This is a genomic window from Roseateles subflavus, assembly GCF_030285365.1.
GTDB classification, from domain to species: domain Bacteria; phylum Pseudomonadota; class Gammaproteobacteria; order Burkholderiales; family Burkholderiaceae_C; genus Roseateles_B; species Roseateles_B subflavus.
In genome coordinates, this window is record NZ_JASVDS010000010.1 from 62,058 (window position 1) to 86,831 (window position 24,774).

General features: G+C 70.7%; 21 protein-coding genes. 14 read left to right on the top strand and 7 right to left on the bottom strand.

What is annotated here, in order from left to right:
* Window positions 1-11 precede the first annotated feature (11 nt).
* From QRD43_RS22130 to QRD43_RS22150, 5 genes are all read right to left on the bottom strand, one after another.
* Window positions 12-3,122 carry an efflux RND transporter permease subunit gene (locus tag QRD43_RS22130; protein ID WP_285984693.1) on the bottom strand — a complete coding sequence of 1,037 codons (3,111 nt, stop codon included), beginning with the start codon at window positions 3,120-3,122 and terminating at the stop codon, window positions 12-14.
* 70 nt (window positions 3,123-3,192) lie between these two features.
* Complete coding sequence (locus QRD43_RS22135) at window positions 3,193-4,464, bottom strand: efflux RND transporter periplasmic adaptor subunit (protein ID WP_285984694.1); 1,272 nt, start codon at window positions 4,462-4,464, stop codon at window positions 3,193-3,195.
* 164 nt (window positions 4,465-4,628) lie between these two features.
* Window positions 4,629-5,540, bottom strand: a complete 912-nt coding sequence (locus QRD43_RS22140; protein ID WP_285984695.1) for a pseudouridine-5'-phosphate glycosidase — start codon at window positions 5,538-5,540, stop codon at window positions 4,629-4,631.
* Window positions 5,537-6,640, bottom strand: coding sequence for a carbohydrate kinase (locus tag QRD43_RS22145; RefSeq protein WP_285984696.1), 1,104 nt, complete (start codon window positions 6,638-6,640; stop codon window positions 5,537-5,539). Before QRD43_RS22145 ends, QRD43_RS22140 begins: the two co-directional genes overlap by 4 nt.
* A gap of 41 nt (window positions 6,641-6,681) precedes the next feature.
* The gene (locus QRD43_RS22150; RefSeq protein WP_285984697.1) at window positions 6,682-7,929 is read right to left on the bottom strand and encodes an MFS transporter; all 1,248 of its coding nucleotides are present in this window, start codon (window positions 7,927-7,929) and stop codon (window positions 6,682-6,684) included.
* A gap of 110 nt (window positions 7,930-8,039) precedes the next feature.
* Here QRD43_RS22150 and QRD43_RS22155 point away from each other — a divergent pair, with 110 nt between their 5' ends.
* Complete coding sequence (locus QRD43_RS22155; RefSeq protein WP_285984698.1) at window positions 8,040-8,954, top strand: LysR family transcriptional regulator; 915 nt, start codon at window positions 8,040-8,042, stop codon at window positions 8,952-8,954.
* Here QRD43_RS22155 and QRD43_RS22160 read toward each other — a convergent pair whose 3' ends face one another.
* Window positions 8,955-9,494, bottom strand: a complete 540-nt coding sequence (locus QRD43_RS22160) for an NAD(P)H-dependent oxidoreductase (RefSeq protein WP_285984699.1) — start codon at window positions 9,492-9,494, stop codon at window positions 8,955-8,957.
* Window positions 9,495-9,622: 128 nt separating this feature from the next.
* Here QRD43_RS22160 and gph point away from each other — a divergent pair, with 128 nt between their 5' ends.
* Complete coding sequence (gene gph / locus QRD43_RS22165) at window positions 9,623-10,291, top strand: phosphoglycolate phosphatase (RefSeq protein ID WP_285984700.1); 669 nt, start codon at window positions 9,623-9,625, stop codon at window positions 10,289-10,291.
* A gap of 13 nt (window positions 10,292-10,304) precedes the next feature.
* On the opposite strand, the gene QRD43_RS22170 is transcribed toward gph, so the two are convergent.
* A complete protein-coding gene (locus tag QRD43_RS22170; RefSeq protein WP_285984701.1) occupies window positions 10,305-10,901 on the bottom strand; it encodes a chalcone isomerase family protein in 597 nt (198 codons plus the stop codon).
* Between the two features lie 388 nt (window positions 10,902-11,289).
* Here QRD43_RS22170 and trpE point away from each other — a divergent pair, with 388 nt between their 5' ends.
* The 12 genes from trpE to QRD43_RS22230 all read left to right on the top strand — a co-directional run bounded on the left by trpE (window position 11,290) and on the right by QRD43_RS22230 (window position 24,769).
* On the top strand, window positions 11,290-12,774 hold the full coding sequence (trpE, locus tag QRD43_RS22175; RefSeq protein ID WP_285984702.1) for an anthranilate synthase component I: 1,485 nt from the start codon (window positions 11,290-11,292) through the stop codon (window positions 12,772-12,774).
* Between the two features lie 54 nt (window positions 12,775-12,828).
* Complete coding sequence (locus QRD43_RS22180; protein WP_285984703.1) at window positions 12,829-13,413, top strand: anthranilate synthase component II; 585 nt, start codon at window positions 12,829-12,831, stop codon at window positions 13,411-13,413.
* Between the two features lie 42 nt (window positions 13,414-13,455).
* Window positions 13,456-14,478: a low-specificity L-threonine aldolase gene (gene ltaE, locus QRD43_RS22185; RefSeq protein ID WP_285984704.1), complete on the top strand. Its 1,023-nt coding sequence runs from the start codon at window positions 13,456-13,458 to the stop codon at window positions 14,476-14,478.
* 12 nt (window positions 14,479-14,490) lie between these two features.
* Window positions 14,491-15,522 carry an anthranilate phosphoribosyltransferase gene (gene trpD, locus QRD43_RS22190; RefSeq protein ID WP_285984705.1) on the top strand — a complete coding sequence of 344 codons (1,032 nt, stop codon included), beginning with the start codon at window positions 14,491-14,493 and terminating at the stop codon, window positions 15,520-15,522.
* On the top strand, window positions 15,519-16,037 hold the full coding sequence (locus tag QRD43_RS22195) for a hypothetical protein (RefSeq protein WP_285984706.1): 519 nt from the start codon (window positions 15,519-15,521) through the stop codon (window positions 16,035-16,037). The genes trpD and QRD43_RS22195 overlap by 4 nt, the downstream gene beginning before the upstream one ends.
* A 43-nt stretch (window positions 16,038-16,080) precedes the next feature.
* Window positions 16,081-16,869, top strand: coding sequence for an indole-3-glycerol phosphate synthase TrpC (trpC, locus tag QRD43_RS22200; RefSeq protein ID WP_285984707.1), 789 nt, complete (start codon window positions 16,081-16,083; stop codon window positions 16,867-16,869).
* A complete protein-coding gene (locus QRD43_RS22205; protein ID WP_285984708.1) occupies window positions 16,869-17,621 on the top strand; it encodes a uracil-DNA glycosylase in 753 nt (250 codons plus the stop codon). Before trpC ends, QRD43_RS22205 begins: the two co-directional genes overlap by 1 nt.
* A gap of 319 nt (window positions 17,622-17,940) precedes the next feature.
* Window positions 17,941-20,412 carry a glycine-rich domain-containing protein gene (locus QRD43_RS22210; protein ID WP_285984709.1) on the top strand — a complete coding sequence of 824 codons (2,472 nt, stop codon included), beginning with the start codon at window positions 17,941-17,943 and terminating at the stop codon, window positions 20,410-20,412.
* Between the two features lie 527 nt (window positions 20,413-20,939).
* Window positions 20,940-21,881: a glucosamine kinase nucleotide-binding domain-containing protein gene (locus QRD43_RS22215; RefSeq protein WP_285984710.1), complete on the top strand. Its 942-nt coding sequence runs from the start codon at window positions 20,940-20,942 to the stop codon at window positions 21,879-21,881.
* Window positions 21,878-22,618: a GntR family transcriptional regulator gene (locus QRD43_RS22220; RefSeq protein WP_183103958.1), complete on the top strand. Its 741-nt coding sequence runs from the start codon at window positions 21,878-21,880 to the stop codon at window positions 22,616-22,618. The genes QRD43_RS22215 and QRD43_RS22220 overlap by 4 nt, the downstream gene beginning before the upstream one ends.
* The gene (gene nagA, locus QRD43_RS22225; protein WP_285984711.1) at window positions 22,615-23,745 is read left to right on the top strand and encodes an N-acetylglucosamine-6-phosphate deacetylase; all 1,131 of its coding nucleotides are present in this window, start codon (window positions 22,615-22,617) and stop codon (window positions 23,743-23,745) included. Before QRD43_RS22220 ends, nagA begins: the two co-directional genes overlap by 4 nt.
* Entirely contained in the window at window positions 23,726-24,769 is a 1,044-nt protein-coding gene (locus QRD43_RS22230; protein WP_434063921.1) for an SIS domain-containing protein, read from the top strand. The genes nagA and QRD43_RS22230 overlap by 20 nt, the downstream gene beginning before the upstream one ends.
* Window positions 24,770-24,774 lie beyond the last annotated feature (5 nt).

Here is a 24,774-nt window from a genome sequence, read left to right on the forward strand (position 1 = left end):
CGGCGTCGGCCTCAGGCGCTGTGCGCCGTCCTCGGGGCGTCGCGCACCTCGCGCAGGTCGGGGCCGGTGCCGCTGAAGCGGTCCAGCGCCAGGTAGATCACCGGCGTGATGTAGAGCGTCACCGCCTGGGAGACGATCAGCCCGCCCACCACCGCCAGGCCCAGCGGCTGGCGCAGCTCCGCGCCGGCGCCCAGGCCCAGGGCGATGGGCAGGGCGCCCATCAGCGCGGCCAGCGTGGTCATCATGATGGGCCGGAAGCGCAGGCGGCAGGCCTCGCGGATCGCCTGCTCGGGCGTCATGCCGCCGCTGCGCTGGGCGTCGAGTGCGAAGTCGATCATCATGATGGCGTTCTTCTTCACGATGCCGATGAGCATCACGATGCCGATGGTCGCGATGATGGTCAGCTCCATGCCGAAGAGCTCCAGCGTGGCCAGCGCCCCCACGGCCGCCGAGGGCAGGCCGGCGAGGATGGTCACGGGGTGGATGTAGCTCTCGTAGAGCACGCCCAGCAGCACGTAGATCACCGCCAGGGCCAGCACGATGAGCAAGACCTGACCCCCCTGCGAGTCCTGGAACACCGCGGCGTCGCCGCCATAGCTGGTGATGATGGACGCCGGCAGCTGCATCTCGCGCACGTAGCCGTCCAGCTTCGCCGTCGCCTGCCCCAGCGGGACCTCGGGCGCCAGGTTGAAGGCCACCGTGACGGCCTGCAGCTGGCCCTGGTGGTTCACCGCGGTGGGGCCGAGGCCGCGCTGCACCGTGGCGAAGGCCTGCAGCGGCACCAGCGTGCCATTGCGGCCGCGCAGCTGGATCTTGGCGAAGGCGTCCTCGGTGCCGCGGTCCTCGGGGCTCGCCTCCATGATGACCTGGTAGGTGTTGCTCTCGGCATAGATGCTGGACACCTGGCGCTCGCCGAAGGCGTCGTAGAGCGCCGTGCGCAGGTCCTGCATCTGCACGCCCAGCAGGTTGGCGCGCTCGCGGTCGATCACGAGGTTGGCCTGCAGACCGCGTTGCTGGGCGTCGCTCGTGACGTCGCGGAACATCGGGTCGCCACGCAGCTTCTCCTGCAGCCTCTGCGCCCACTGGCCCAGCTCGCCCGCGCTCACGGACTGCAGCGAGTACTGGTAGCGCGCCTTGCTCTGGCGGCCGCCGAGCTGCAGGTTCTGCACCGGCCGCAGATAGACGGCGATGCCCGGCACCTTGCGCAGCTCCTTGCGCAGGCTCTCCAGCACCTGCGGCATGGCGGGGCGGTCCTTGCGGGGCTTGAGGTTGATGAACATGCGGCCGTTGTTCACCGAGTTGCCGCCCCCGCCGCCCGCGCCCAGCGCCGAGGCCACGCTGGCCACGGCCTCGTGCTGGCGGACGATCTCGGCCAGGCGCTGCTGCAGCTGCTCCATGGCGGCGTAGCTGATGTCTTCCGAGGCTTCCGTGCTGGCCTGGATCTGGCCGACGTCCTCCTCGGGGAAGAAGCCCTTGGGAATCAGGCTGTACTGCACGACGGTGGCGACGAAGCTGGCCACGGCCACCCCGAGCACGGCCTTGCGATGGGCCAGGGCCCAGTCGAGGCTGCGCTCGTAGGCGCCGAGCACCGCGCTGAAGCCGCGCTCGAAGGTCTTGCCCAGCGCGGATTCCTCGACCTCGTGGTGTGGCTGCAGGAAGCGGCTGCACAGCATGGGCACGAGGCTCAGGGACACCACGGCCGAGACGAGGATGGCCAGCATCACCACCACGGCGAACTCATGGAAGAGCAGGCCGATCACGCCGGGCATGAAGAAGATGGGGATCAGCACCGCCACCAGCGAGATCGAGATGGACAGGATGGTGAAGGCCATCTCCCGTGCGCCGCGCACCGCGGCGTCGAAGGGCGCCATGCCGTCCTCCACGTGGCGCACGATGTTCTCGAGCATCACGATGGCGTCGTCCACCACGAGGCCCACGGCGAGGGTGATGCCCAGCAGCGAGATGTTGTCCAGGCTGTAGCCGAGGGCGTAGAGCAGCGTCAGCGCGCCGATCAGCGAGATGGGCAGCGAGAGCGTCGGGATCAGCGTGGCCACCGCCCGGCGCAGGAAGAGGAAGATCACCAGCACCACGAGCGCCACGGTCAGGGCCAGCGTGAAGTAGACATCGTGCAGCGACTCGCGGATCGACAAGGAGCGGTCGTTCAGCGTGCTCATCTGCACGGAGGCCGGCAGCTGCGCGGCCATGCGCGGCAGCATGGCCTTGACGGCATCGACGACCGCCACGGTGTTGGCGTCCGGCTGGCGCTGCACGGCCAGCGTGATGGAGCGCTCGCCGTTGAAGCTGGCGTAGGACTTCGTCGTCTCGAAGCTGTCCTGCACATCCGCCACGTCGCGCAGGAAGATGGGCTGGCCGTTGCGGCTCGCGACCACGATGGCGCCGAACTCGCGGGCGTTCTTCAGCTGCTTGTTGGCCTGGATGGTGAGCGTCTGGCGCGCGCCGTCGAGCACGCCCACGGGCGTGTTGGCATTGGCCGAGCGCACGGCGGCCTGCAGCTCCTCCAGGGTGATGCCGCGCTGCGTGAGCGCCTCGGTCTTGGCCTGGATGCGCACGGCGTAGCGCTTCTGGCCGAAGATGGACACCTGCGCCACGCCGTTGATGGTCGAGAGCGCGGGGGTGATGAGGTTCTCGGCGTAGTCATTGAGGTCCGAGAGGTTCAGCGAGGGCGAGGTGAGTGCCACCATCAGCACCGGTGCGTCGGCCGGGTTGACCTTGCGATAGGACGGCGGCGAGGTCATCTCGGTGGGCAGCGCGCGCAGCGAGCGGAACAGCGCCGCCTGCACGTCCACCGCGGCGGCGTCGATGTTGCGGCTCGGATCGAACTCCAGCGTCAGCGAGGTGCTGCCGAGGATGCTGGTCGAGGAGATGCCTGACAGGCCGGCAATCGTGGAGAACTGCTTCTCCAGCGGCAACGCCACCGAGGACGCCATCGTCTCGGGGCTCGCGCCCGGCAGGCTCGCCTGCACGTTGATGACGGGCGTGTTGTAGGAGGGCAGGGCGGCGACGGGCAGCTTCGAAAAGGCCGCGAGGCCGGCGATCACCAGCGAGAGGTTCAGCAGCACGGTCATCACCGGCCGCCGGATGAACAGTTCAGTCAGCTTCATTGGGGCGTCCTTCGCACGGCGTGCGGGCCCGACCGGCGGGCTTGCGCCCCTTCGGGCGGTCGTGCGGGGCTCATGCACCGGCTCCGGAGGCTGCGGAGGATGCGCTGGCCGGCTCGTCGGCGCTCTTGGCCCGGCCGGGATTCACCGCCGCCGGCTGGACCTTCAGCGGCGTGCCGGGCCGCAGGTTCTGCTTGCCTTCCAGCACGACCTGCTCGCCGGCCTCGACGCCCTCGACGACGGCGAAGTCGCCGAAGCCGTAGCGCAGCTGCACGGTCTTGAGCTGGGCCGTCTTGTCCGGCCCGACGACATACAGCGTGCGCTCATTGCCCCGCACGATCAGCGCGGCCTGGGGCACGACGACGGCATTCCTCAGGGTGCGCAGCGTGAGCCGCACCCGCACGTACTGGCCGGGCCAGAGCTGCTGGCCGGCGTTGTCGAACTCGGCGCGGGCCTTGATGGTGCCGGTCGTGGCGTCGACGAGGTTGTCCACGAAGCCCAGATGGCCGGTGAGCGGGGCTTCGCCGCCCTTGCCCTTGCCGCGGGGCGATCCGGGCAGACTCACCTGCACGTCCAGCGGCTCGGTCCTGCCGTCCGGTCCCGGACGCACGGCGGCGAGCAGCGGCTGCAGCTGGGTCTCGGGCACGACGAAGCTCACGCCGATGGGCGAGAGTTGGGCGATGTTCAGCAGCGACGCGGCGCTGGCATTGGCCTGCACCAGCGCGCCGGGCATGGCGTTGACGAGGCCCGCGCGGCCGGCCAGCGGGGCGCGCAGCTCGTTGTAGCTGAGGCTCACCTGCGCGGCCTGCACGGCGGCCTCGTCGGACTGGACCACGGCACGCTGGGCTTCGACGTTCGTCAAGGCGGTGTCCACGGCGCTCTGCGCGACGAAGTTCTGGCGCAGCAGATCCTGGGCGCGCTGCAGCTGGCGCTCGGCGTCCGCGAGGCTGGCGCGGTCCCGGGCGAGCTGGGCGCGCGCCTTGTCCAGATTGGCGCGGTCCGTGCGGTCGTCGAAGCGGAACAAGACCTGACCCTTGCTGACCATCTGTCCGTCCTTGACCAGGACCTCGCGCACCGTGGAGGTGGTCTGGGCGCGCAGGTCGACGCTCTGCAGGGCGGCCACGGTGCCGGCGGCGTCGATGCTCACGGGCACGTCCTGGCGCTGCACGGTCACGACGCCCACCGCCTGCGGCGCGGCGTTGCCCTTGCCGCCGGGGGCGGAGGCCGCGCCGGCCGGGGCATTGCCGGATGCGCCGGCCGTCTCGGTGCGGTGGGCGTTCCAGCGCCAGGCGACGCCGGCAAGGATCAGCAGGGCAAGGGTGGCAACGACGGGCGTGCGGCGCATGGGCGGGTCTTTCTGACCTGAGCCGGTGCGGCACGGGGCACTGCGCGAGGAGGCGGCAGACGCGGCGTGGTCCGCAGGCTCAGCAGGAGGCTGATGGGAAGCCCCGAAGCTTAGCCCGCCGGCCGCTCCCGCGTATTGCGCCGACGTGAAGTCGGCGCATGACTTTATGCATGCAGCAAGGCTAGGGCGAGCTTCGCCCCGGCACGGGCGTTGTGGCGCACGAGCGCGATGTTGGTCGCGAGGCTGCGGCCGTCGGTCAGCGCCTTGATGCGGGCCAGCAGATAGGGCGTGACCGCCTTGCCCTGGATGCCCTGGTCGGCCGCTTCCTGCAGCGCCTGCGCGGTGATGCGCTCGATCTCCTCCCGCGGCATCGCCTCGTCGGCCGGCACGGGGTTGCTGATCACCACGCCGCCGGCAAGGCCGAGGTTCCACTTGGCCTTCAGGAAGCGCGCCTGCTCGGCGGGGTCGTCGATGCGGAAGTCGGCCTTGAGGCCGCTGTCCGGCGTGTAGAAGGCCGCGAAGTTGTCCTGGCCGATCGAGAGCACCGGCACGCCGTGCGTTTCCAGGTATTCCAGCGTGAGCGGCAGGTCCAGGATGCTCTTGGCGCCCGCGCACACCACGGCGACGGAGGTGCGCGCCAGCTCCTGCAGGTCGGCGGAGATGTCGAAGCTGGTCTCGGCGCCGCGGTGCACGCCGCCGATGCCGCCGGTCACGAAGACCTGGATGCCCGCGAGCTGCGCGCAGATCATCGTCGCCGCCACGGTGGTGGCTCCCACGCGGCCGCTGGTCAGCGCGAAGGGCAGGTCGCGGCGGCTGAGCTTGAGCGCGTCCGGGCTCCGGCCCAGCAGCTCCAGCTCCTCGTCGGCCAGGCCGATGCGGATCTTGCCGCCCATCACGGCGATGGTGGCGGGCACGGCGCCCTCGGCGCGCACGAGGGCCTCGACCTCGCGGGCCGTCTGCACGTTCTGCGGGTAGGGCATGCCGTGGGAAATGATGGTGGACTCGAGCGCGACGATCGCGCGGCCCTGTTCACGGGCGAGGGCCACTTCGGGCGAGAAGACGAGGGGCAGGTTCATGGCAGGCTTTCTTCCGGGGTGTCCAGGAGGGCGGGGCTCAGCAGCGGCGAGACGGTGGCCGTGCTTTGCAGCGTGAGGGCGGCCAGGCGCTGGCCCAGCCGGCAGGCGGCCGGGAGGTCCTGCGGTGCGCGCAGGAGGCCGGCGAGGACGCCCGCGGAGAAGGCGTCGCCCGCGCCGGTGACCTCGACGATGCCTTCGACGGGCGGCGCCGGCACGCGGGTGAGCGGCTCGCCGGCTGACGCGCAGCAGACGTCGCCGCCGCCCTGCGTCAGCACGAGGCGCTGCAGGCCGCGCGACTGCAGCTGCGCCCAGGCGGCCGCCAGGGCGGTGTCGTCCGTCAGGGCGAGGCCGGTGCAGGCGGCCAGCTCGTCGCGGTTCAGCAGCAGCAGCGACAGCCCGCGCAGGTCGGGCGGCAGGCGATCCATCTTGGGCACGGAGGCGGCGACGGCCGCCAGCGGGCGCTGGGCCGCCGCGGCCTCGGCCAGCAGGGCGGCGACGGTCGGCGCGGGCAGGTTCAGGTCCAGCACCGTCCAGCGCGCGCTGCGGCGCTGCGCCAGGGTGGATTGCAGGAAGGCGGTGTCGAGCGCCTCGCAGGCCTGCATCTGGGCCAGACCGATGATGAGGTCGCCCTGGGCGTCGAGCACCGCGGTGTAGCTGCCCGTGGGCACCTCGGCCAGCTGCAGGCTGCCCTGGGTGCGGATGCCCAGCGCCGCGGCCTCGGCCAGCAGCGCCTGGCCGGCCGGGTCCTGGCCGACGGCGGTCAGCAGCTGCACCGGCAAGCCCAGGCGGGCGAGGTTCTCGGCGATGTTGCGGGCCACGCCGCCGGCGCTCTCGGTCTGGGCAGCGGGATTGGAGCTGGCGAGCCGCGCCGGCCCCGTGGTGCGCAGCTTGCGATCGCGGTTGGCGGCGCCGATGCACAGCAGCTGGCCGGGCTCGGCGAGCACATAGGCCCGGCCGAGGATCAGGCCTTCACGGGTGAGCTGCGCGAGCTGGTGGGTGAGCGTGGAGCGCGAGAGACCCAGCTGGGCCGCCAGCGCCTCCTGCGTGATGAAGGGCTGCTCCCGCAAAAGGGCGAGCAGCCGCTGCTTGGGGCTGTCCATCCGGATATTCTACGCAAATGTCCGGATATTTGGACAATTGTTTATGCGACGCCGGCCGGTTGCGTGGCCGGCCCGACCCGGCGTTGCGCCAGCTTGGAGGCCAGGGCGAACACCAGCAGCGCGGCGCCGCCGATGGCCGCCTCGGCCTGCAGCATGCCGCCATTGCCCCAGTGGGTCTGCGAGTAGCCGGCCACGAGCGTCATCCAGCTCAGGGGCATGTTGGCGAGCGAGGCCAGCAGGCTGTACTTGGTCGCCGCGGCGCCCTTGCCGATGGCTTCCAGCACCACGGCCGCATAGCCCGTGTAGCAGAGGCCGGTGGTCAGGGCGTAGAGCGTCGTGAACACGACGAAGCTGCTCTCGGTGCGGGGCGCGGCCGCCATGGCCAGGGCGCAGACCGCCTGCAGGGCGCCGAACAGGCAGTAGGCCCACTTGCGGTCCATGCGGTCGCAGATGAAGCCGCCCAGCAGGCTGCCGCCGGCGGAAACGATGCCGCTGACCACGCCGGTGACCAGCGCCACGGTGGCGGCGCTGGCGTGCCAGTCCGGCGCGACGACCGACCACAGATTGCTGGCGCCGCCCGCGCCGATGGGCAGGAAGCAGACCAGGATGGCCAGCAGGCCCATGCGGGAGCAGGCCACCTCCCAGAGGTCGCGGCCGGCGGCACGGGCGTTGGTGGCGAAGCTGAAGCCGCCGGCCGGGGTCTCGGCCCGCTGCTCCCGCACCAGGGGCAGCGCGGCGGCACAGGCCAGCGTCAGCACGGCCATGAGGCTGCTGGTGAGCATGGCGGAGACGTGCAGGTCCTCCATCATCCACAAGGCGAGGCCGCCCCCGAGGCTGGAGCCGGCCATGTTGCCGGCCTGCATCCAGCCCGCCGCGCGGCCCTTCTCCTCGTCCGGCGTGTTGTGGGCCATGAGGCTCTCCACCGACATGCCCAGCAGACTGGCGGCGATGCCGGCGGTCACGGCGACCACGGTCAGGAAGGGGATGGACTCCAGGCGATACGGCGTCATGCCGGTGATGAACATGCCCGCGGCCGAGCCGACGCAGCCGATCAGATACCAGGTCTTGCGGGTCAGCGTGAGGTCCACGACGGGGGCCCACAGGAACTTGGCGGCGTGGGGCATGAAGGTCACCGCCAGCAGGCCGGCGATGGCCTCGGCGGGCACCTTGGCCTGGGCGAGGGCGTAGGCCGCGGCGATGGCCAGGTAGCCGCTCAGTGCGCTGAAGGGCGCGAAGAGGACGAAGTAGACCGCCGGGTGGGCCGCCCGATGCGAGGAAGTGGCAGACATGGGGAGGTGATGCTCAGGGAGCCCGATGCGACGGGCGGTGCGGCATTGTCCCTGCGCTGCGTATAGTCGCCGCTCCGCATCTACCCAGGGGCCGGGCCGGCCCTCGCCCCATGACGCCACCCGCCCGCGCGACCGACCTGGATCCCCGCCTGCTGCAATGGCTGCACCTGCTGCTGCAGGAGGGCAGCGTCAGCCGCGCCGCCCTGCATGCCAACGTGACGCAATCGGCCATGAGCCATGCCCTGCGCCAGATGCGGGCCCATTTCGACGACCCGCTGCTGGTGCGTGCCGGGCGGGGCATGCAGCTTACTGCGCGGGCCCTGGCGCTGAAGGCCCCCCTGGCCCAGGCCCTGCAGCAGCTGCAACGGGTGGTGGCGCCGCAGCCGGGCTTCGATCCGGCGGCGGGGGCGCATGCCTTTCGCGTGGCCATGCCGGACTACGGCGATCTGGTGCTGGCCCCGGCCCTGCTGGCCCGCCTGCGCCGGCTGGCGCCGCAGTCCACGCTGCATTGCGTGCAGCCCAGCGATTTCGACCTGCTGCAGGCCGCCGCGCAGGTGGACGTGCTCATCGGCCGCTACGAGCGTGCGCCCGAGAGCCTGCACCGGCGCGTGCTGTGGGGCGAGCGCTTCGTCGCCATCGCGCGCGCCGACCACCCGCGCTGGACGGGCGACGTGCTGACGCTGGACGCCTATCTGGCGGAATCCCATGTGCTGGTGAGCCCCCAGGGCGTGGGCCTGGGGCCGGTCGACGCCTGGCTGCAGCGGCAGGGGCGGCGTCGGCATGTGGCCTGCACCTTCACGCAGTTCGCCAGCGCGGCGCGGCAGGTGGCGGGCAGCGACCTCGTCTGCACGATGCCGCGGCGCGTGGCCGAGGGCCTGGCGCAGCACGCGCCCCTGCGGCTGTGGGAGCCGCCGTTGCCGCTGCCGTCCTACGAGGTCGTGATGCTCTGGCACGCGGCCCAGCACCAGGACCCACGCCACCGCTGGCTGCGCCAGCAGGTGGTGGCCGCCCTGCGCGGGTCCTGATCAGGCGGCCGGGCGCGGCTGGACGGCCCGGTGGCGCTGCAGCAGGCGCTCGCCCAGGCCGGCCAGCGCCTCCTCGCCCAGCTGGTGGACGCCCCCCTCGACATGCGGCGGCAGGTAGTGCATGCCCAGCATGCCGGCCGTCCGCTGCAGGGGCTTGAGCAGCTCGCTGAGGCTGTACTCGTTGAAGCCGCCGGCCTGGTAGTCCTCGGCGGTGCCGCCCGCGCTGATGACGGACCACCACTGCTTGCCGTGCAGCGTCGTGACGCCGCGGCCGTAGGCCCAGCCGGCCTGGAGGACGTCGTCCAGCCAGGCCTTCATCAGCGGCGGCACGGAATACCAGTACAGCGGATGCTGGAACACGATGCGCTCATGGGACAGCAGCAGGGCCTGCTCGCGGGCGACGTCGATCCGGCCGTCCGGGTACTGCGCGTGGACGAGGTTCAGCGTGACGTCCGGCGCCGTGCGCCAGGCGTCGGCCCAGCGGCGGTTGATGCGGGACTGCTCGAGGCGGGGGTGGAAGAGGTTGACGAGTGTTTTCATGACCGCCACGGTATCGGCCGAGGGGAGGCGCCGTCCGCCAGCAGCCGTCATGTCCGGCATGAACGGCGCTCATGCATGAGGGAGCCGCTAGGATGCAGGCCTTGCCCCGATCTCCCTGCGTGCCACCGATGTCTGCTCCCTCGCGCCCCCTGGCCTTTCTCGTCGATCTCGACGGCACCCTCGTCGACACCGCCGGGGACTTCGTGGCCGTGCTGGCGCTGACGCTGGCGGACCTCGGTCTGCCGGCGGTCAGCCGCGCGTGGGTGCTGCAGGCGGTGGGCCGGGGCAGCGAGCAGCTGATCCGCGCCGCCCTGCGCGAGGTCGGCGGCGACGCCGCCCTGTACGAGCCGGCCTGGGCGCGCTACCAGGCGCACTACCTGCGGATCAATGGGCAGGCGTCCGAGATCTTCCCGGGCACGCGCGAGGGCCTGGACCTGCTGAAGTCGCAAGGCCTGCCGATGGCCTGCCTGACCAACAAGCCGGCGCGCTTCGCCCGCGACCTGCTGGCCGCCAAGGGGCTGGCGGGCTATTTCGACCGGGTCTTCGGCGGGGACGATTTCGAGCGCAAGAAGCCCGACCCCTTGCCGCTGCTCAAGACCTGCGAGGCGCTGGGCGTGGCGCCGCCGTCGGCGTGGATGATCGGGGACTCGAGCAACGATGCGCAGGCGGCCCATGCCGCCGGCTGCCCGGTGGTGCTGCTGCGCCATGGCTACAACCACGGCGAGCCGATCGATGCCGTCCCGGCGCTGGCGCACCTGGACCGGCTGGACCAGATCCGGCGCCTGCTGGCGCCCTGATCCGGCCGCGCCTTCAGCGGCTGCGGCCCTGCGGCTGCACGCCCAGCAGGGCGTCCTTCAGCTGGCTGTCGGCGGGGTTCTTGCCCAGCCAGATCCGCATCAGCGTGGTGAAGAACTCGGGCTCCTTGATGGGCTCGCCCTGCACCTTGCCGTTGACCAGCACCATCGTGCCGGTGCCGGGGACGTAGTCGACGGAGAAGCCTTCGCCGGCGCTCATCTTCTTCTTGGCCGCGAACACCTCGGCAATGCGCATCACGCCCGGGATGGACTTGGAGAAGTCCTCCGGCGTGGCGTTGTCCTGCATGCCCTTGGTGAAGAGCTTGCCCAGCTCGTTGGCGTCGATCTCGCGCAGCATGTGGATCGACAGCCGCTTGGGACCCGCGGTGCTGAACACGGCATCCGGCGTGGCGGCCTTGTCCTTGAGATACAGGCCGGCCGTGTAGACCTTGAAGATGGCCTTGTAGCGGATGCCCGCGCCGTTGAGGACCAGCTTCTGGCCCCCCAGCTCGGTCTGGGCCTCGTACTTCACCCCAGCCAGTTCCACGGTCTGGGCAAGCGCCCCCAGCGGCAGTGCCAGCGCCATCAGCGCTGCAAGAAACGAACGACGCATGTCTCACTCCAAGGATGTCTGCATGACAGCTGCAGAACTTGTAAGAAGGAGTATGTCTGAACGACGAAGGCTTGAAATAGGGGCAAGTCTCAGTTTCACGGGGCCGCTGCTACACTCGGCCGCACTATGTTCATCACGCGCAAGCAGATCAAGGGGTCGAACGACCGGGGAGCCTGGCCCTGGCGACGCCCGTCCGCCTTCACCCACTGAAGCGCCTGGCCTGCTTGCCGGCTCCGGTTCCCGGGGCCCACACTTCCGCGAAGTCACTGCGAATCCGTGCGCCGGTGCTGCCCTTCGGCAGCGCTGCGGCATGCGAGCCAAGCTGATCTGATCGATCGAGCGCCCCGGGCCTGTGGCCGGCGCCGACGCATTCGCGAGAGAACAAGACGTGATCACCGAACTGGAATTCCAGAGCCTGGCCGCTGAAGGCTACAACCGCATCCCGCTGATCAGCGAGGCTTTTGCGGACCTCGAAACCCCCCTGTCGCTCTACCTGAAGCTCTGCGCCGGCGCCGGTCAGGGGCGCCACAGCTTCCTGCTGGAATCGGTGGTGGGCGGCGAACGCTTCGGGCGCTACTCCTTCATCGGCCTGCCGGCGCGCACCGTCCTGCGCAGCGAAGGCCGTCGCACGGAGGTGCGTCGCGATGGCGAGCTCATCGAGAGCCACGAGGGCAATCCCCTCGAGTTCATCGAGGCCTACCAGCAGCGATTCAAGGTCGCGCTGCGCCCGGGCATGCCGCGCTTCTGCGGCGGCCTGGCCGGCTATTTCGGCTACGACGCCGTCCGCTACATCGAGCCCCGCCTCGCGAAGACCGCCAAGACCGGGGGCCTGGACACGCCCGACGTGATGCTGCTGCAGTGCGAGGAGCTGGCCGTCATCGACAACCTCTCGGGCCGGCTCTACCTCATCGTCTATGCCGACCCGGCCCAGCCCGAGGCCTACTTCAAGGCCAAGAAGCGCCTCGCCGAGCTGCGGGACAAACTCAGCTACAGCGTCTCCGCTCCGCAGGTGCGGCGGGGGCAGGCGCATCCTGTGCAGCGCGAGTTCCCTCGCGCCGACTACGAGGCGGCCGTCCTGCGCGCCAAGGAATACATCGCCGCGGGCGACTGCATGCAGATCGTCTTCGGGCAGCGCCTGTCCAAGCGCTACACCGAGTCCCCGCTGAGCCTCTACCGCGCGCTGCGCTCGCTGAACCCGAGCCCCTACATGTACTTCTATGACATGGGGGACTTCCAGATCGTCGGCGCCTCGCCCGAGATCCTGGTGCGCCACGAGCGCGTCGCCGAGGGCGAGAAGATCACCATCCGCCCGCTGGCCGGCACCCGGCCGCGCGGCGCCACGCCCGAGCTGGACCGTGCGCTCGAAGCCGAGCTCAAGGCCGACCCGAAGGAGCGCGCCGAGCACCTCATGCTGATCGACCTGGCCCGCAACGACATCGGCCGCATCGCCAAGACCGGCAGCGTGCAGGTCACCGACGCCTTCGCGGTCGAGCGCTACTCGCACGTGATGCACATCGTCTCCAACGTCGAGGGCCTGCTCAAGGAGGGCCTGTCCAACATGGACGTGCTGCGCGCGACCTTCCCGGCGGGGACGCTGTCCGGCGCGCCGAAGATCCGCGCCATGGAGATCATCGACGAGCTGGAACCCGTCAAGCGCGGCATCTACGGCGGCGCCTGCGGCTACCTCAGCTATGCGGGCGACATGGACCTCGCCATCGCCATCCGCACCGGCATCGTGCAGGACCAGATGCTCTACGTGCAGGCCGCTGCCGGCGTGGTGGCGGACTCCGTGCCCGAGCTGGAGTGGAAGGAGACGGAAGCCAAGGCGCGGGCGTTGCTGCGCGCCGCCGAACTCGTCGAGGAGGGCTTCTGATGCGCGCCGCGACGACGACCCCGATGAACCGCCCTGCACGACAAGAGGCCTGACATGCTGCTGATGATCGACAACTACGACAGCTTCACCTTCAACCTGGTGCAGTACTTCGGCGAGCTGGGGACCGAGGTGAAGGTGGTGCGCAACGACGAGATCACCGTCGCCGAGATCGCGGCGCTGAAGCCCGACCACCTCGTCTTCTCGCCCGGCCCCTGCTCACCCGCCGAGGCCGGCGTCTGCGTGGAGGCCATCCGCCACTTCGCCGGCAAGCTGCCGCTGCTGGGCGTGTGCCTCGGCCACCAGAGCATGGGCGCGGCCTTCGGCGCCAACATCGTGCGTGCGAAGACGCAGATGCACGGCAAGACCAGCGTGATCACCACGGACCGGCAGGGCGTCTTCAGCGACCTGCCGCAGGACTTCACCGTGGTGCGCTACCACTCGCTGGTCGTCGAGGAAGCCACGTTCCCCCGGGAGTTCGTCGTGACCGCGCGCAGCGAGGACGGCGAGATCATGGGCCTGCGCCACCGCGAGCTGGCCGGCACCGCCACGCCGCTGGAGGGCGTGCAGTTCCATCCGGAGTCCATCCTGTCCGAGCACGGCCATGCCATGCTCAAGAACTTCCTGCAGCTGCGCAAGTGATGTGCTTCCATCGAAGCCCCGACACCCAGGAGTGATGTGCCCATGATCGATCTGCGAAGCGATACCGTCACCCGGCCGACGGCGGCCATGCGCGAGGCCATGATGGCCGCGCCGCTCGGCGACGACGTGTTCGGCGACGACCCCAGCGTCAACCGGCTGCAGGAGGACCTCGCGGCCCGCCTGGGCTTCGAGGCGGCGCTCTTCATGCCCACGGGCACGCAGAGCAACCTCTGTGCGCTCATGGCCCACTGCCAGCGCGGCGATGAATACCTCGTCGGCCAGATGGCCCACACCTACCGCTGGGAAGGCGGCGGCGCCGCGGTGCTGGGTTCCATTCAGCCGCAGCCCCTGCCGCATCAGCCCGACGGCAGCCTGCTGCTCGCCGACATCGAGGCCAACATCAAGCCGGACGACGCCCACTTCGCCCGCACGCGGCTGCTGACCCTGGAGAACACCATCGGCGGCAAGGTCCTGCCCATGGACTATCTGGCCGCCGCCTCGGCGCTGGCGCAGCGGCGCGGGCTGGCGCGGCACCTCGACGGCGCACGGCTCTTCAACGCGGCGGTGGCCGTGGACGCAGCAGACCCGTATGCCGCGGCGCGCCGCATCTGCAGCCACTTCGACAGCGTCTCCGTGTGCTTCTCCAAGGGCCTCGGCGCCCCGGTGGGCTCGGTGCTGTGCGGCTCGCGCGACTTCATCAAGGCCGCCCACCGCTGGCGCAAGATGGCCGGCGGCGGGATGCGGCAGGCGGGTCTGCTGGCCGCGGCGGCCCACCATGCGCTGGACCACCACGTGCGCCGGCTGGCCGATGACCATGCCCTCGCGCGCCGCCTGGCCGAGGGCCTGGCTGGGGTGCCAGGTCTTGCCGTCGAGACGCCGCAGACCAACATCGTGTTTGCCGACGTCGCCGATGCCGAGCGGGCGGCGGGTCTGCTGCCCTTCCTGAAGGAGCGCGGTGTGCTGGCCACGGGTCTGTACCGCCTGCGCTTCGTGACCCATCTGGACGTCGATGCGGCGGGCGTGGACCGCGCCATCGCCGCCGTCCGCGACTACTTCAAAGCCTGAACGGGAATTGCCATGCCCATCACCGACAACGAAGCCCTGACGCGGACCATCGAGCACCGCGAAATCTTCCACGACGAGATGCTGACCCTCATGCGACGCATCATGAGCGGCGAGATGTCGCCCGTGATGGCCGCAGCCCTGCTGATCGGCCTGCGCGTCAAGAAGGAGACCATCGGCGAGATCACCGCCGCCGCGCAGGTCATGCGCGAGTTCTCGATCAAGGTGCCGCTGGCGCCGCAGCCGCACCTGGTCGATGTGGTCGGCACGGGCGGCGACGGCGCGCACACCTTCAACATCAGCACCTGCTCGATGTTCGTGGCGGCCGCGGCCGGGGCGCAGGTGGCCAAGCACGGCAACCGCAGCGTCTCCAGCAAGACCGGCAGTGCCGATGTGCTCGAGGCCCTGGGCGCCAACATCATGCTCAAGCCCGAGCAGGTGGCGGCCAGCGTGGCGCAGTGCGGCATCGGCTTCATGTTCGCGCCCAACCACCACCCGGCCATGAAGAACATCGCCCCGGTCCGCAAGGAACTGGGCGTGCGCACCATCTTCAACATCCTGGGCCCGCTGACCAACCCGGCCGGCGCGCCCAATATCCTGATGGGCGTGTTCCACCCGGACCTCGTCGGCATCCAGGTCCGCGTGATGCAGCGCCTGGGCGCCGAGCATGCCGTCGTCGTGTACGGCAAGGACGGCATGGACGAGATCTCGCTCGGTGCGGGCACGCAGGTGGGCGAGCTGAAGAACGGCGAGATTCGCGAGTACGAGATCCATCCCGAGGACTTCGGTCTGGCCATGGCCTCGAACCGCAGCCTGAAGGTGGCCGGCCCCGAGGACAGCCGCCAGATGCTGCTCGGCGCCCTGGCTGACGAGCCCGGTCCGGCGCGCGACATCGTGCTGCTCAACGCCGGCGCCACGCTCTACGCCGCCAATGTGGGCGAGAGCATCGGCGATGGCATCGAGCGCGCCCGCGAAGCCATCCGCTCCGGTGCGGCCCGCGCGAAGCTCGACCAGTTCGTGGCGACGACCCGGTCGCTGGGCGCATGAGGTCCAGCGCCGCGCTGTTCCGGCGCCTGCGGGACGAGATCCCGCAGGCCCGCCAGGTGCTGCTGCCGCGCGTGGAGGTGCATCCGCTCTCCTGGGGTCTGGGCCTGACGGGCACGGCGCTGGGCCTGTGGGGCGTGCCCGCGCTGCCGGCCGCGATGCGGCCCGGTGCCGGCTGGCTGGCCCTCGGGCTTGTCGTCGCCGGCATGGCCGTGTGGGGCTTCATGCGCCGCGAGCACCTGGGCTGGCGGCTGGACTTCGCGGCGCGGCAACTCGATCCGGTCGGCGTCGACGGGGAGTCGCGCCGGCTCGACGGCAGCGGCTGGGGCCTGTTCTGCGTGGGCGGGGCCAAGCGCCGCTCGCTCGCGCTCGAGTTCCGCCATGAGGACGGCGGCAAGGCGCTGCGCGTGCTGGAGACGCGAGCCGGCGCGAGCCGCGAGGAGCACCAGCTCGTGAGCCAGATCGCCGATGCGCTGGCTGAGCGCCTGCAGATGCGGCGCGAGGGGCTGACGCTGTGAGCGTGGCCACCTCCCCCTTGAACTTCTGAATCAAGCCAAGACCATGTCCGACATCCTGAACAAGATCAACGCCGTCAAGCACGAGGAAGTGGCCGCGGCACGCGCCGTGCGCTCGCTGGCCCGTCTTCGCGAGGAAGCCGCGGCCCAGGGGGCCACGCGCGGCTTCGTGGCCTCGCTGCGCAGCGCCATCGCGGCAGGCCGCAGCGGCGTGATCGCCGAGGTCAAGAAGGCCAGCCCCAGCAAGGGCGTGCTGCGCGAGGATTTCCGCCCGGCCGAGATCGCGCAGAGCTATGCCCGCCACGGCGCGGCCTGCCTGAGCGTGCTGACCGACCGTCCCTTCTTTCAGGGCGCGACGGAGTACCTGCAGGCCGCGCGCGCTGCATGCGATCTGCCCGTGCTGCGCAAGGACTTCATGGTGGACGAGTACCAGATCGTCGAGGCCCGGGCCATGGGCGCGGACTGCGTGCTGCTGATCGCGGCCAGCCTCGATGACGCGCTGATGGCCGATCTCGAGGCCTGCGCGCTGGACCTGGGCATGGACGTGCTGGTCGAGGTGCACGACGGGGCCGAGCTCGATCGCGCGCTGCGGCTGAAGACGCCGCTGGTGGGCATCAACAACCGCAATCTGCGCACCTTCGAGGTCACACTGGACACCACCCTGGGCCTGCTGCCCCGCGTGCCGGCGGACCGCCTGCTGGTGACGGAGTCCGGCATCCTCTCGCGTGCCGACGTCCAGCGCATGCGCGATCACGACGTGCACGCCTTCCTCGTGGGCGAGGCTTTCATGCGCGCGCCCGAACCCGGCGAGGCCCTCGCGGCCCTGTTCGCCTGATGCAGGCCTCTTTGCTGGACGACGGCGGCGCCCTGGCGCCCAATGCCCTCGCGCGCCCGCTGGGCGAGGTGCTGGAGGCCACGGTGCTGTCGCCCGGCTGGCAGGCCGTGGTGCAGGACTGGCGCCGAAGCGCCGCCGGGCAGGCCCTGGTCGCCCACGTGGAGCGGCGCCAGCGCGAAGGCGCCACGGTCTTCCCGGCCCAGCCGCTGCGGGCGCTGAGCCTCACGCCGCTGGAGCAGGTGCGCGTGGTCATCCTGGGTCAGGATCCCTACCACGGTGCCGGGCAGGCCGAGGGCCTGGCCTTCTCGGTGCCGCCGGGCCAGAAGCTGCCGCCCTCGCTGCGCAACATCTACAAGGAGCTGCAGCGCGATCTCGGCCAGCCGCCGTCGCGCGACGGGCACCTGATGGCCTGGACGCGCCAGGGCGTGCTGCTGCTCAACACCTCGCTGACGGTGGAGGAGGGCGCCGCGGGCAGCCATGCGAAGAAGGGCTGGGAAGCCCTGACGGATGCGCTCATCGCCGCCACGGCGGCCCATGCGGCGCCCAAGGCGTTTCTGCTGTGGGGCGCCCACGCGCAGGCCAAGGCGCCGCTGATCGAGGCGGCCGGCGGTCAGCATCTCGTGCTGCAGGCCAACCATCCCTCGCCGCTGTCCGCCACGCGGCCGCCGCAGCCCTTCATCGGCTGCGGTCATTTCGGCGCGGCGCAGGCCTGGCTGGCCGCGCGTGGCGTGAGCCTGGACTGGCGTCTCTGATCGACGTGCGCTGAAGTCTTGATGGAGGCTGCTGGCGCAAGTCAGCGGGTCGCTAGCGGATATCATCGCCGCCCATTGATCTTTGTGCGGCCGGGCCCTCATGTTTCCTAACGCTCTACCTCGTGTGCATGTTTCCCTACTCCGTTCTGTGTTCGGCCTGGCTCGGAGGGCAACGCTTCTTTGCCTGCTGCCCGTCCTGGTCGCCAGTGGATGTGGCGGCGGCGGAGGTGGTGGTAGTGCTGGGGCCGGCCAGGTCGAGACACCGGCCGGAACGCAGCTGACGGTCCAGGTTTCCGGGCTCAGTGCCGCGGGAAGTCTCGTGCTCAAGAGCAGCCGCGACGAGTCCCTGACCATCAATGCCAACGGCCAGTCCAGCTTCGCCACCCTGATTCCCGTCGGAGGCACCTACAGCGTCGCCGTGCTCAGCCAGCCCGTCGGGCAGACCTGTTCCGTCGCGGCAGGCACTGGCGCGGGGGCGGGGGTGACGGCGAAGTCGGTTCAGGTTCTCATCACCTGCTCGACCACTGCCTACAGCGTGGGCGGTACCGTGAGCGGCCTCGCGCCTTCAGGGCGCTTGACGCTCGCCAACAACGGTGCTGACGCCCTGTCCATCAGCGCGAACGGCAGCTTCACCTTCGCCACGCCGGTCGCCTTCAATGGCAGCTATGGCGTCACGGTGACTGAGCAGCCGTCGGGCCAGACGTGTACCGTGGGTGCGGGCTCCGGCGCCGGCCTCTCGGCAGACGTCCGCCACGTGCAGGTGACCTGTGCCGCGAGCACCTTCGCCGTGGGCGGCGTGGTGTCCGGCCTTGCGCCCGGCAAGCAGGTCACCCTTCTGGTCAATGGTGCCGATCCGGTCACGGCCACAGCTGACGGAAGCTTTGTGTCGCCGGCGCGCGTGGCCTACGGCGCCAGCGCGTCGATCACCGTCAGCAGCCAGCCGCTGGGCATGAGCTGCTCGGTGCTGAACGGTTCGGTCGCCGGCATCACGTCGGACTACCTGGCCAGCCGCGTCATCTGCTCGGCGGAGACCTATGTCGTATCAGGCGTGGTCAGCGGGCTGGAGGCTGGCCGACAGCTGACGCTCTACAACAACGGCTCCGACGCCCTCACGGTGAGCAAGAACGGCAGCTTCTCGTTCCCGGCGCCGGTGCCGTTCAATGGCAGCTACGCCGTGACCGTCAGTTCGCAGCCTGCAGGGCAGACCTGTTCCGTCCAGTTCGGCGCTGGGGCCGGCGTGACCGCGCCCGTCGGGAAGGTTTCCGTGGTGTGCGCGGGCAACAGCTTCTCCATTGGCGGCAACTTGACCGGACTTGCAGCGGGCAGACAACTGACCCTGTTCAACAACGGCACGGATGCGCTGACCCTGACGAGCAACGGCCCCTTCACCTTTGCATCGCCGGTGGCCGACAACGGCAGCTACCTGGTCACTGTCAGCACCGCCCCTCAGGGGCAGGCCTGCACCGTGCGCGGCGCTTCGGGTTCCGCGGTGACGGCGGCCGTTCGAAGCGTCAGCGTCGAATGTGCCCGCAACTCGTTCACGCTCGGGGGCACCGTGACGGGCCTTGCCGCGGGCGGACAGGTCACGCTTTACAACAACGGCACGGACCCCGTGACCGTGTTGGGGAACGGAGGCTTTCGATTCAACGCCCCGGTGGCGTCCGGTGGTGCCTACGCCGTCAGCGTCGGCACCCAACCCAATGGTCAGCTCTGCAGTGTCCTGAACGCATCGGGGGGGCGGATGGTCGATGACGTCGGCAATCTGCAGGTGTCCTGCAAGGACGCCTACTCGATCGGCGGCACCATCACCGGCCTGGGCAATCTGGAAGGGCTTGTCATCGCGAACGGTTCGGACCTGGCGCCTGTCCCGCCGGGCGCCACGACCTTCGCGCTGCCTACCCGGGTGTCTTCCGGCAGCCCCTACACACTGACCGTCCGTTCGCAGCCGACGCCGAGCACCGGCCCCGTGGCGGTGACGCTCTCCTGCGCCGTCAGTGCCGGCTCCGGCGTGGTCGGAACTCGTCCAGTTGACGACGCCCGCGTCGTGTGCGGCGGCAGCGTGGAGGTCCGCACGCCTGGGGCTCATGCCTGGACGGTGCCCAGCGGTGTGACGCAGCTGACCCTGGTCAGCGCGACGGGCGGCGGCGGCCCGGGTTCCGGGAACAGCGCGTTCGCCGATGGCGGGTCTGGGGCTACGGTTTCTGTCTCCGGAGTCGCTGTCACTGCGGGCAACGTGCTGACACTGCAGGTGGGGGATGGCGGTGAGGCGCAACGAGGCGGCGATGCCTCTGCAGTGACGCTGGCCGGGGCATCGACGCCGCTGCTGGTGGCCGGTGCGGGCGGCGCCGCTGGGCGATCCTCGGGCCTGGCCACGGGTGGGCGAGGCGGTTTTGCCGACATCGGCAGCGGTGGACGGAGCGGTGGCGATGGCACCATCGGGTATCCGCCCAATTCTGCGACGGTCGATGGCGGCCTGGGCGGGGCCGGCGGGCTGGGTGGCGCCGGAGGCTTCGGCTTCTTCGGCGGCTCCGGGGCGCACGGGCAGTCCGGCCTGTCCGGCGTGCTGGTGCCAGGCGCTGCGGGCTCCTATCCCGCCGGTGGCGGTGGCGGTGGATATGGGGGTGGCGGTGCGGGTGGCAGCGGATTCAGCAGCTACGGCGGTGGGTCCTCCACCGGCGGTGGCGGCGGCGGCGGTGGCAGCCTGATCCCGCCCGGTGGTAGCGGTACGTGGGCCGGCAATGGCGGGTCCGCCGGCAAGGGCGGTGCAGGTTCCGTGCTTCTGCGGTACTGAGCGCCCTCCGGGGAGGCCATCGAGGCCTCCCGCTACCGGTCGCTTTCCGCCTTCCGCCCGACGGGCATGGCCCAGCGGTGGCCCCATGCGTCCGCGTGCCCCCCCGGGCTTCCGTGGCGGGGCTCCGCGCGGCCCGGGCAGCCTCCCTGCCACGGCGGCAGGCATTGCCATGCAGGACCCGGCCTGCCCTGACCTGGGGCCTGGGCACCTCCTCTATGCCGCATGCAGCAGGGCGACCGACGAGGGGGCCTCGGGCGGGGCCCCGCGCCCGGTCCGCCCTCATCAAATACGCCAGCGCCCGCGCTGCCTGCTCCGGGTAGACCCTGGGGGCATCCCCATCCCGCACTTGGTTCTAAACTGGTATTGTTCCAGTTGGAGCCATGGTGCATTGCGCCCGCTTCCTTCCCCCTGAAAGCGCTCTTTCGGCGACTGTCATGCGACGCATCGCGAGCCGGGGTCGAATTGGATGTAAGCCAGTGCAATACCAATTGACGCTCGGCTAATTCTGGTACTAAACTGGTATTACTATGAATCACCCGCTGCCCCTGCACCACACCCTGGCGAGCCCCTCGGCGCTGGCCCGGGTCCGCTACTGGGTGGGGGTGGATGGCGGTGGCACGGGCACGCGCGTGAAGCTGGCTGATGCCACCGGGCGCGTGCTGGGGCAGGGCGAGGCCGGCCCCTCGGCGCTGGGGCAGGGCGTGGCGCAGGCCTGGCGCCACATCCAGGCGGCGCTGGCGCAGGCGGCCGCGCAGGCCGGGCTGGGCGAACTGGCGCTGGAAACCTGCGCGCTGGGCGCCGGCCTGTCCGGTGCCAACGTGCTGGCGGATGCCCAGGCCTTCATCGACACGCAGCCGGGCTTTGCGGCCGTGCTGCTCGAGAACGACGGCTACACCACCGTGCTGGGCGCCCATGGCGGCGCCCCGGGGCTGGTCGTGGCGGCCGGCACCGGGACGGTCGGCGAGGTGCTGCGGGCCGACGGCTCGCGGGCGATTGCCTCGGGCTGGGGCTGGGTCTGCGGCGACGAGGGCAGCGGGGCGTGGCTGGGTTTGCGGGCGATGGCGCATGCCCAGCAGGCCCAGGATGGCCGCGTGCCGGTGAGCGAGCTGGCGCGCCGCGTGTGGGCCGTGGCCGGCCAGGACCGCGAAGCCATCCTGGCCTGGTGCGCCGGGGCCGGCCAGCACGGCTACGCCTCGCTGGCGCCGCTGGTGCTGGATGTCGCCGATGCCGGTGACGCGGCGGCCCTGGCCCTGCGGGCGCAGGCCGTCGCTGCCCTGGAGCAGCTGGCCCACAGCCTTGATCCGCAGGCGGAATTGCCCCTCGCCCTTGCCGGCAGCATCGCCAAGCGTCTTTTGGCCTATTTCTCAGGCAACATTCGTGCCCGTTGCGTCGAGTCCCAAGGAGATTCGGCCGACGGCGCACTGCTCTTGGTCGGCAGTGCACTCAACGACAAGACGGGTACACGATGACAAAGCTGCCGTTCCAATTCAAGCCTGATCCCGAAGCCGCCTCGCCGCTGTACATGCAGCTGGCCCACAAGCTGGCGCAGGCGATCCGCGAAGGCCACTACCAGGCCGATGAAGCCCTGCCCTCCGAGCGGGTGCTCTCCGAGTCCCTGGACCTCTCCCGCGTCACGGCCCGCAAGGCCATCGACCGCCTGGTGGAGCAGGGCCTGATCATCCGCAAGCGCGGCTCCGGCAATTACATCGCCCCCAAGCTCGAGCAGCCGCTGTCGCGCCTGACGAGCTTCTCGGAGGAACTGCACCAGCGCGGCTTCAAACCCAGCTCGCGCTGGCTGACGCGCGGCTTCTCCCTGGCCGCGCCGGACGAACAACTCTCCCTGGGCCTGACCACCGGCCAGCGCGTCGCGCGCCTGGAGCGCCTGCGCCTGGCCGATGCCGTGGTCATGGCCTACGAAGTGAGCGTGCTGCCCGAGGCGGTGCTGCCGGACCCCGAGTCCGTGAGCGCCTCGCTCTACGAGCACCTGGGCCGCCTGGGCGGCGCCCCGGTGCGCGCGCTCCAGCACATTCGAGCCATCAACGCCGACTCCCGCCTTGCCAGCCTGCTGGAAGTCCCCGTGGGTCAGGCCGTGCTGTTCATCACACGGGTGGGCTATCTGGAATCGGGTCAGGCCGTGGAGCTGACCCATTCGTACTGCCGCAGCGACTACTACGACTTCGTTGCGGAGATGAGGCGGGATGGATGACCGAAGCACAGCGCACTGACGGATTCGTACTGACACCTGCGGGATTCATCCGCGGTGTGCTGGAGCATCAAGGAGGCCGCATCACCCGGATCGAGGGCGAGGCGGTCACCGAGTACGAGGTCCGCCACGGATCTCAGGATCTGCCCCTGATCCTTCCCGGCTTCATCGACGTGCACGTGCACGGCGGCGGCGGCCGGGACACCATGGAAGGCGGCGACGCGGCGCGACAGATCGCCCGGCTGCATGTGCGCCACGGCACGACCTCGCTGCTGGCCACGACCATGACGGCGCCGATGGACGAGATCCGCGCGGCGCTGACGGCCCTGGGCCCGGTGTGCCGCGAGCGCGAGCCGCAGGCCGCGCGGGTGCTGGGCGTGCATCTCGAGGGGCCCTACATCAACCCCGGCAAGCTCGGCGCACAGCCCGACTTCGCCAAGGCCGCCAGCATCTCCGAGGTGCAGGCGCTCGACGCCCTGGCGCCCATCCGCCTCATCACGCTGGCGCCGGAGCTGCCCGGCAATCTCGACCTCACCGAGCAGCTGCGCGCGGCCGGCTTCCAGGTGCAGATCGGCCACACGCTGGGCACCTACGAGGACGGCGTCGAGGCCCTGGAGCGCGGCGCCGGCGGCTTCACGCACCTCTTCAATGCCATGACCGGCCTGCATCACCGCGAGCCCGGCATGGTGGGCGCGGCGCTGGCCCATGCGCGCTACGCCGAGATCATTCCCGACCTGCTGCATGTGCATGAGGGCGCCGTGCGCGTGGCCCTGCGGTCCATCCCCTGCCTCTTCTGCGTGACCGACTCGACGGCTGCCGCCGGCATGCCGGATGGCGAGTACGGCCTCGGCCGCCACCGCGTCACCAAGTGCATGGGCGGCGTGCGCCTGCCCGACGGCACGCTGGCCGGCAGCACGCTCACGATGGACCAGGCGCTGCGCAATCTCGTGGGCCTCGGGCTCGAGATGGCGGACGCCTCGCGCCGCGTCTCCACCTATGCGGCGGATTACCTGGGCCTGAACGACCGCGGCCGGCTGGCCGTGGGCGCGTGGGCGGATTTTGTTGTGCTGGACCGTGATTTGCAGGTGCAAGGCGTGGTCGTTGAAGGAGATGGAATTGACCTCGCTTGATCTCAAGACCCGCATGCTGGAAGAGTGCCTCTCGGCGCCTGCGGCCGTGGCGCGCCAGCTGGCCGCTGACCAGAACGCCTATGCGGCGCTCGGCGATTCGCTGCGCGCCTCGCCGCCCAGCAGCCTGCTGACCGTGGCGCGCGGCAGCTCGGACCATGCCGCGCACTTCATGGCCTACCTGATGATGGCGCGCCTCGGTCGCGTCGTGACCTCGCTGCCGATGTCGCTCATCACGCTCTACCAGAGCAAGATCGCCTGCGAAGGGCTCGTGTCCTTCGCCTTCTCGCAGTCCGGCCAGAGCCCGGACCTCGTCGTGCCGACGAAGTTCTTCCGCGAAGGCGGTGCGCGCACGGTGGCCTTCGTGAACGCCGCGGGCTCGCCGCTGGCCGAGGCCGCGGAGCATGTGTTCTCGCTGCATGCCGGCCCGGAGAACAGCGTCGCCGCGACCAAGAGCTACATCACCCAGCTCGTGGCCGGTGCCCGCGTCGTCGCGGCCTGGCAGGGGGACGAGGACCTCGCCGCCGCGCTGCAGCAGCTGCCGGATGACCTGGTCAAGGCGGCCAGCCTGCGCTGGGACACGGCCGTCGAGGCGCTGCGCGGGGCCGACAAGCTCTTCGTCATCGGCCGCGGCACGAGCCTGCCGATCGCGCTGGAGGCGGCGCTGAAGTTCAAGGAGACTTGCGGCATCCAGGCCGAGGCCTTCTCCGGGGCCGAGGTCAAGCATGGCCCGATGGCGCTGGTGGAGGAGGGCTACCCGCTGCTCGTCTTCGCCCCGCGCGGCCCGGCACATGCCGGTCTCGTGGCCCTGGCCGAGGAAATGCGCGGCCGTGGCGCCCGCGTGCTGCTGGCGGCGCCGGCCGGCACGCCCGGTGCCGAGCTGGAGCTGGCCTGCACCGGCAACGAGGACCTCGATCCCATCGCCGCCGTCCAGAGCTTCTACCCGATGGTCGAGGCCCTGGCCCGCGCCCGCGGCCTGAATCCCGACCAGCCGCGCCATCTGGCCAAGGTCACCAAGACGCATTGAGGCAG

Coding starts and splice junctions, on each gene's coding strand:
- QRD43_RS22130 (WP_285984693.1), bottom strand. CDS start 3,122: ATGAAGCTGACTGAACTGTTCATCCGGCGGCCGGTGATGACCGTGCTG.
- QRD43_RS22135 (WP_285984694.1), bottom strand. CDS start 4,464: ATGCGCCGCACGCCCGTCGTTGCCACCCTTGCCCTGCTGATCCTTGCC.
- QRD43_RS22140 (WP_285984695.1), bottom strand. CDS start 5,540: ATGAACCTGCCCCTCGTCTTCTCGCCCGAAGTGGCCCTCGCCCGTGAA.
- QRD43_RS22145 (WP_285984696.1), bottom strand. CDS start 6,640: ATGGACAGCCCCAAGCAGCGGCTGCTCGCCCTTTTGCGGGAGCAGCCC.
- QRD43_RS22150 (WP_285984697.1), bottom strand. CDS start 7,929: ATGTCTGCCACTTCCTCGCATCGGGCGGCCCACCCGGCGGTCTACTTC.
- QRD43_RS22155 (WP_285984698.1), top strand. CDS start 8,040: ATGACGCCACCCGCCCGCGCGACCGACCTGGATCCCCGCCTGCTGCAA.
- QRD43_RS22160 (WP_285984699.1), bottom strand. CDS start 9,494: ATGAAAACACTCGTCAACCTCTTCCACCCCCGCCTCGAGCAGTCCCGC.
- gph (WP_285984700.1), top strand. CDS start 9,623: ATGTCTGCTCCCTCGCGCCCCCTGGCCTTTCTCGTCGATCTCGACGGC.
- QRD43_RS22170 (WP_285984701.1), bottom strand. CDS start 10,901: ATGCGTCGTTCGTTTCTTGCAGCGCTGATGGCGCTGGCACTGCCGCTG.
- QRD43_RS22180 (WP_285984703.1), top strand. CDS start 12,829: ATGCTGCTGATGATCGACAACTACGACAGCTTCACCTTCAACCTGGTG.
- ltaE (WP_285984704.1), top strand. CDS start 13,456: ATGATCGATCTGCGAAGCGATACCGTCACCCGGCCGACGGCGGCCATG.
- trpD (WP_285984705.1), top strand. CDS start 14,491: ATGCCCATCACCGACAACGAAGCCCTGACGCGGACCATCGAGCACCGC.
- QRD43_RS22195 (WP_285984706.1), top strand. CDS start 15,519: ATGAGGTCCAGCGCCGCGCTGTTCCGGCGCCTGCGGGACGAGATCCCG.
- trpC (WP_285984707.1), top strand. CDS start 16,081: ATGTCCGACATCCTGAACAAGATCAACGCCGTCAAGCACGAGGAAGTG.
- QRD43_RS22205 (WP_285984708.1), top strand. CDS start 16,869: ATGCAGGCCTCTTTGCTGGACGACGGCGGCGCCCTGGCGCCCAATGCC.
- QRD43_RS22215 (WP_285984710.1), top strand. CDS start 20,940: ATGAATCACCCGCTGCCCCTGCACCACACCCTGGCGAGCCCCTCGGCG.
- QRD43_RS22220 (WP_183103958.1), top strand. CDS start 21,878: ATGACAAAGCTGCCGTTCCAATTCAAGCCTGATCCCGAAGCCGCCTCG.
- nagA (WP_285984711.1), top strand. CDS start 22,615: ATGACCGAAGCACAGCGCACTGACGGATTCGTACTGACACCTGCGGGA.
- QRD43_RS22230 (WP_434063921.1), top strand. CDS start 23,726: ATGGAATTGACCTCGCTTGATCTCAAGACCCGCATGCTGGAAGAGTGC.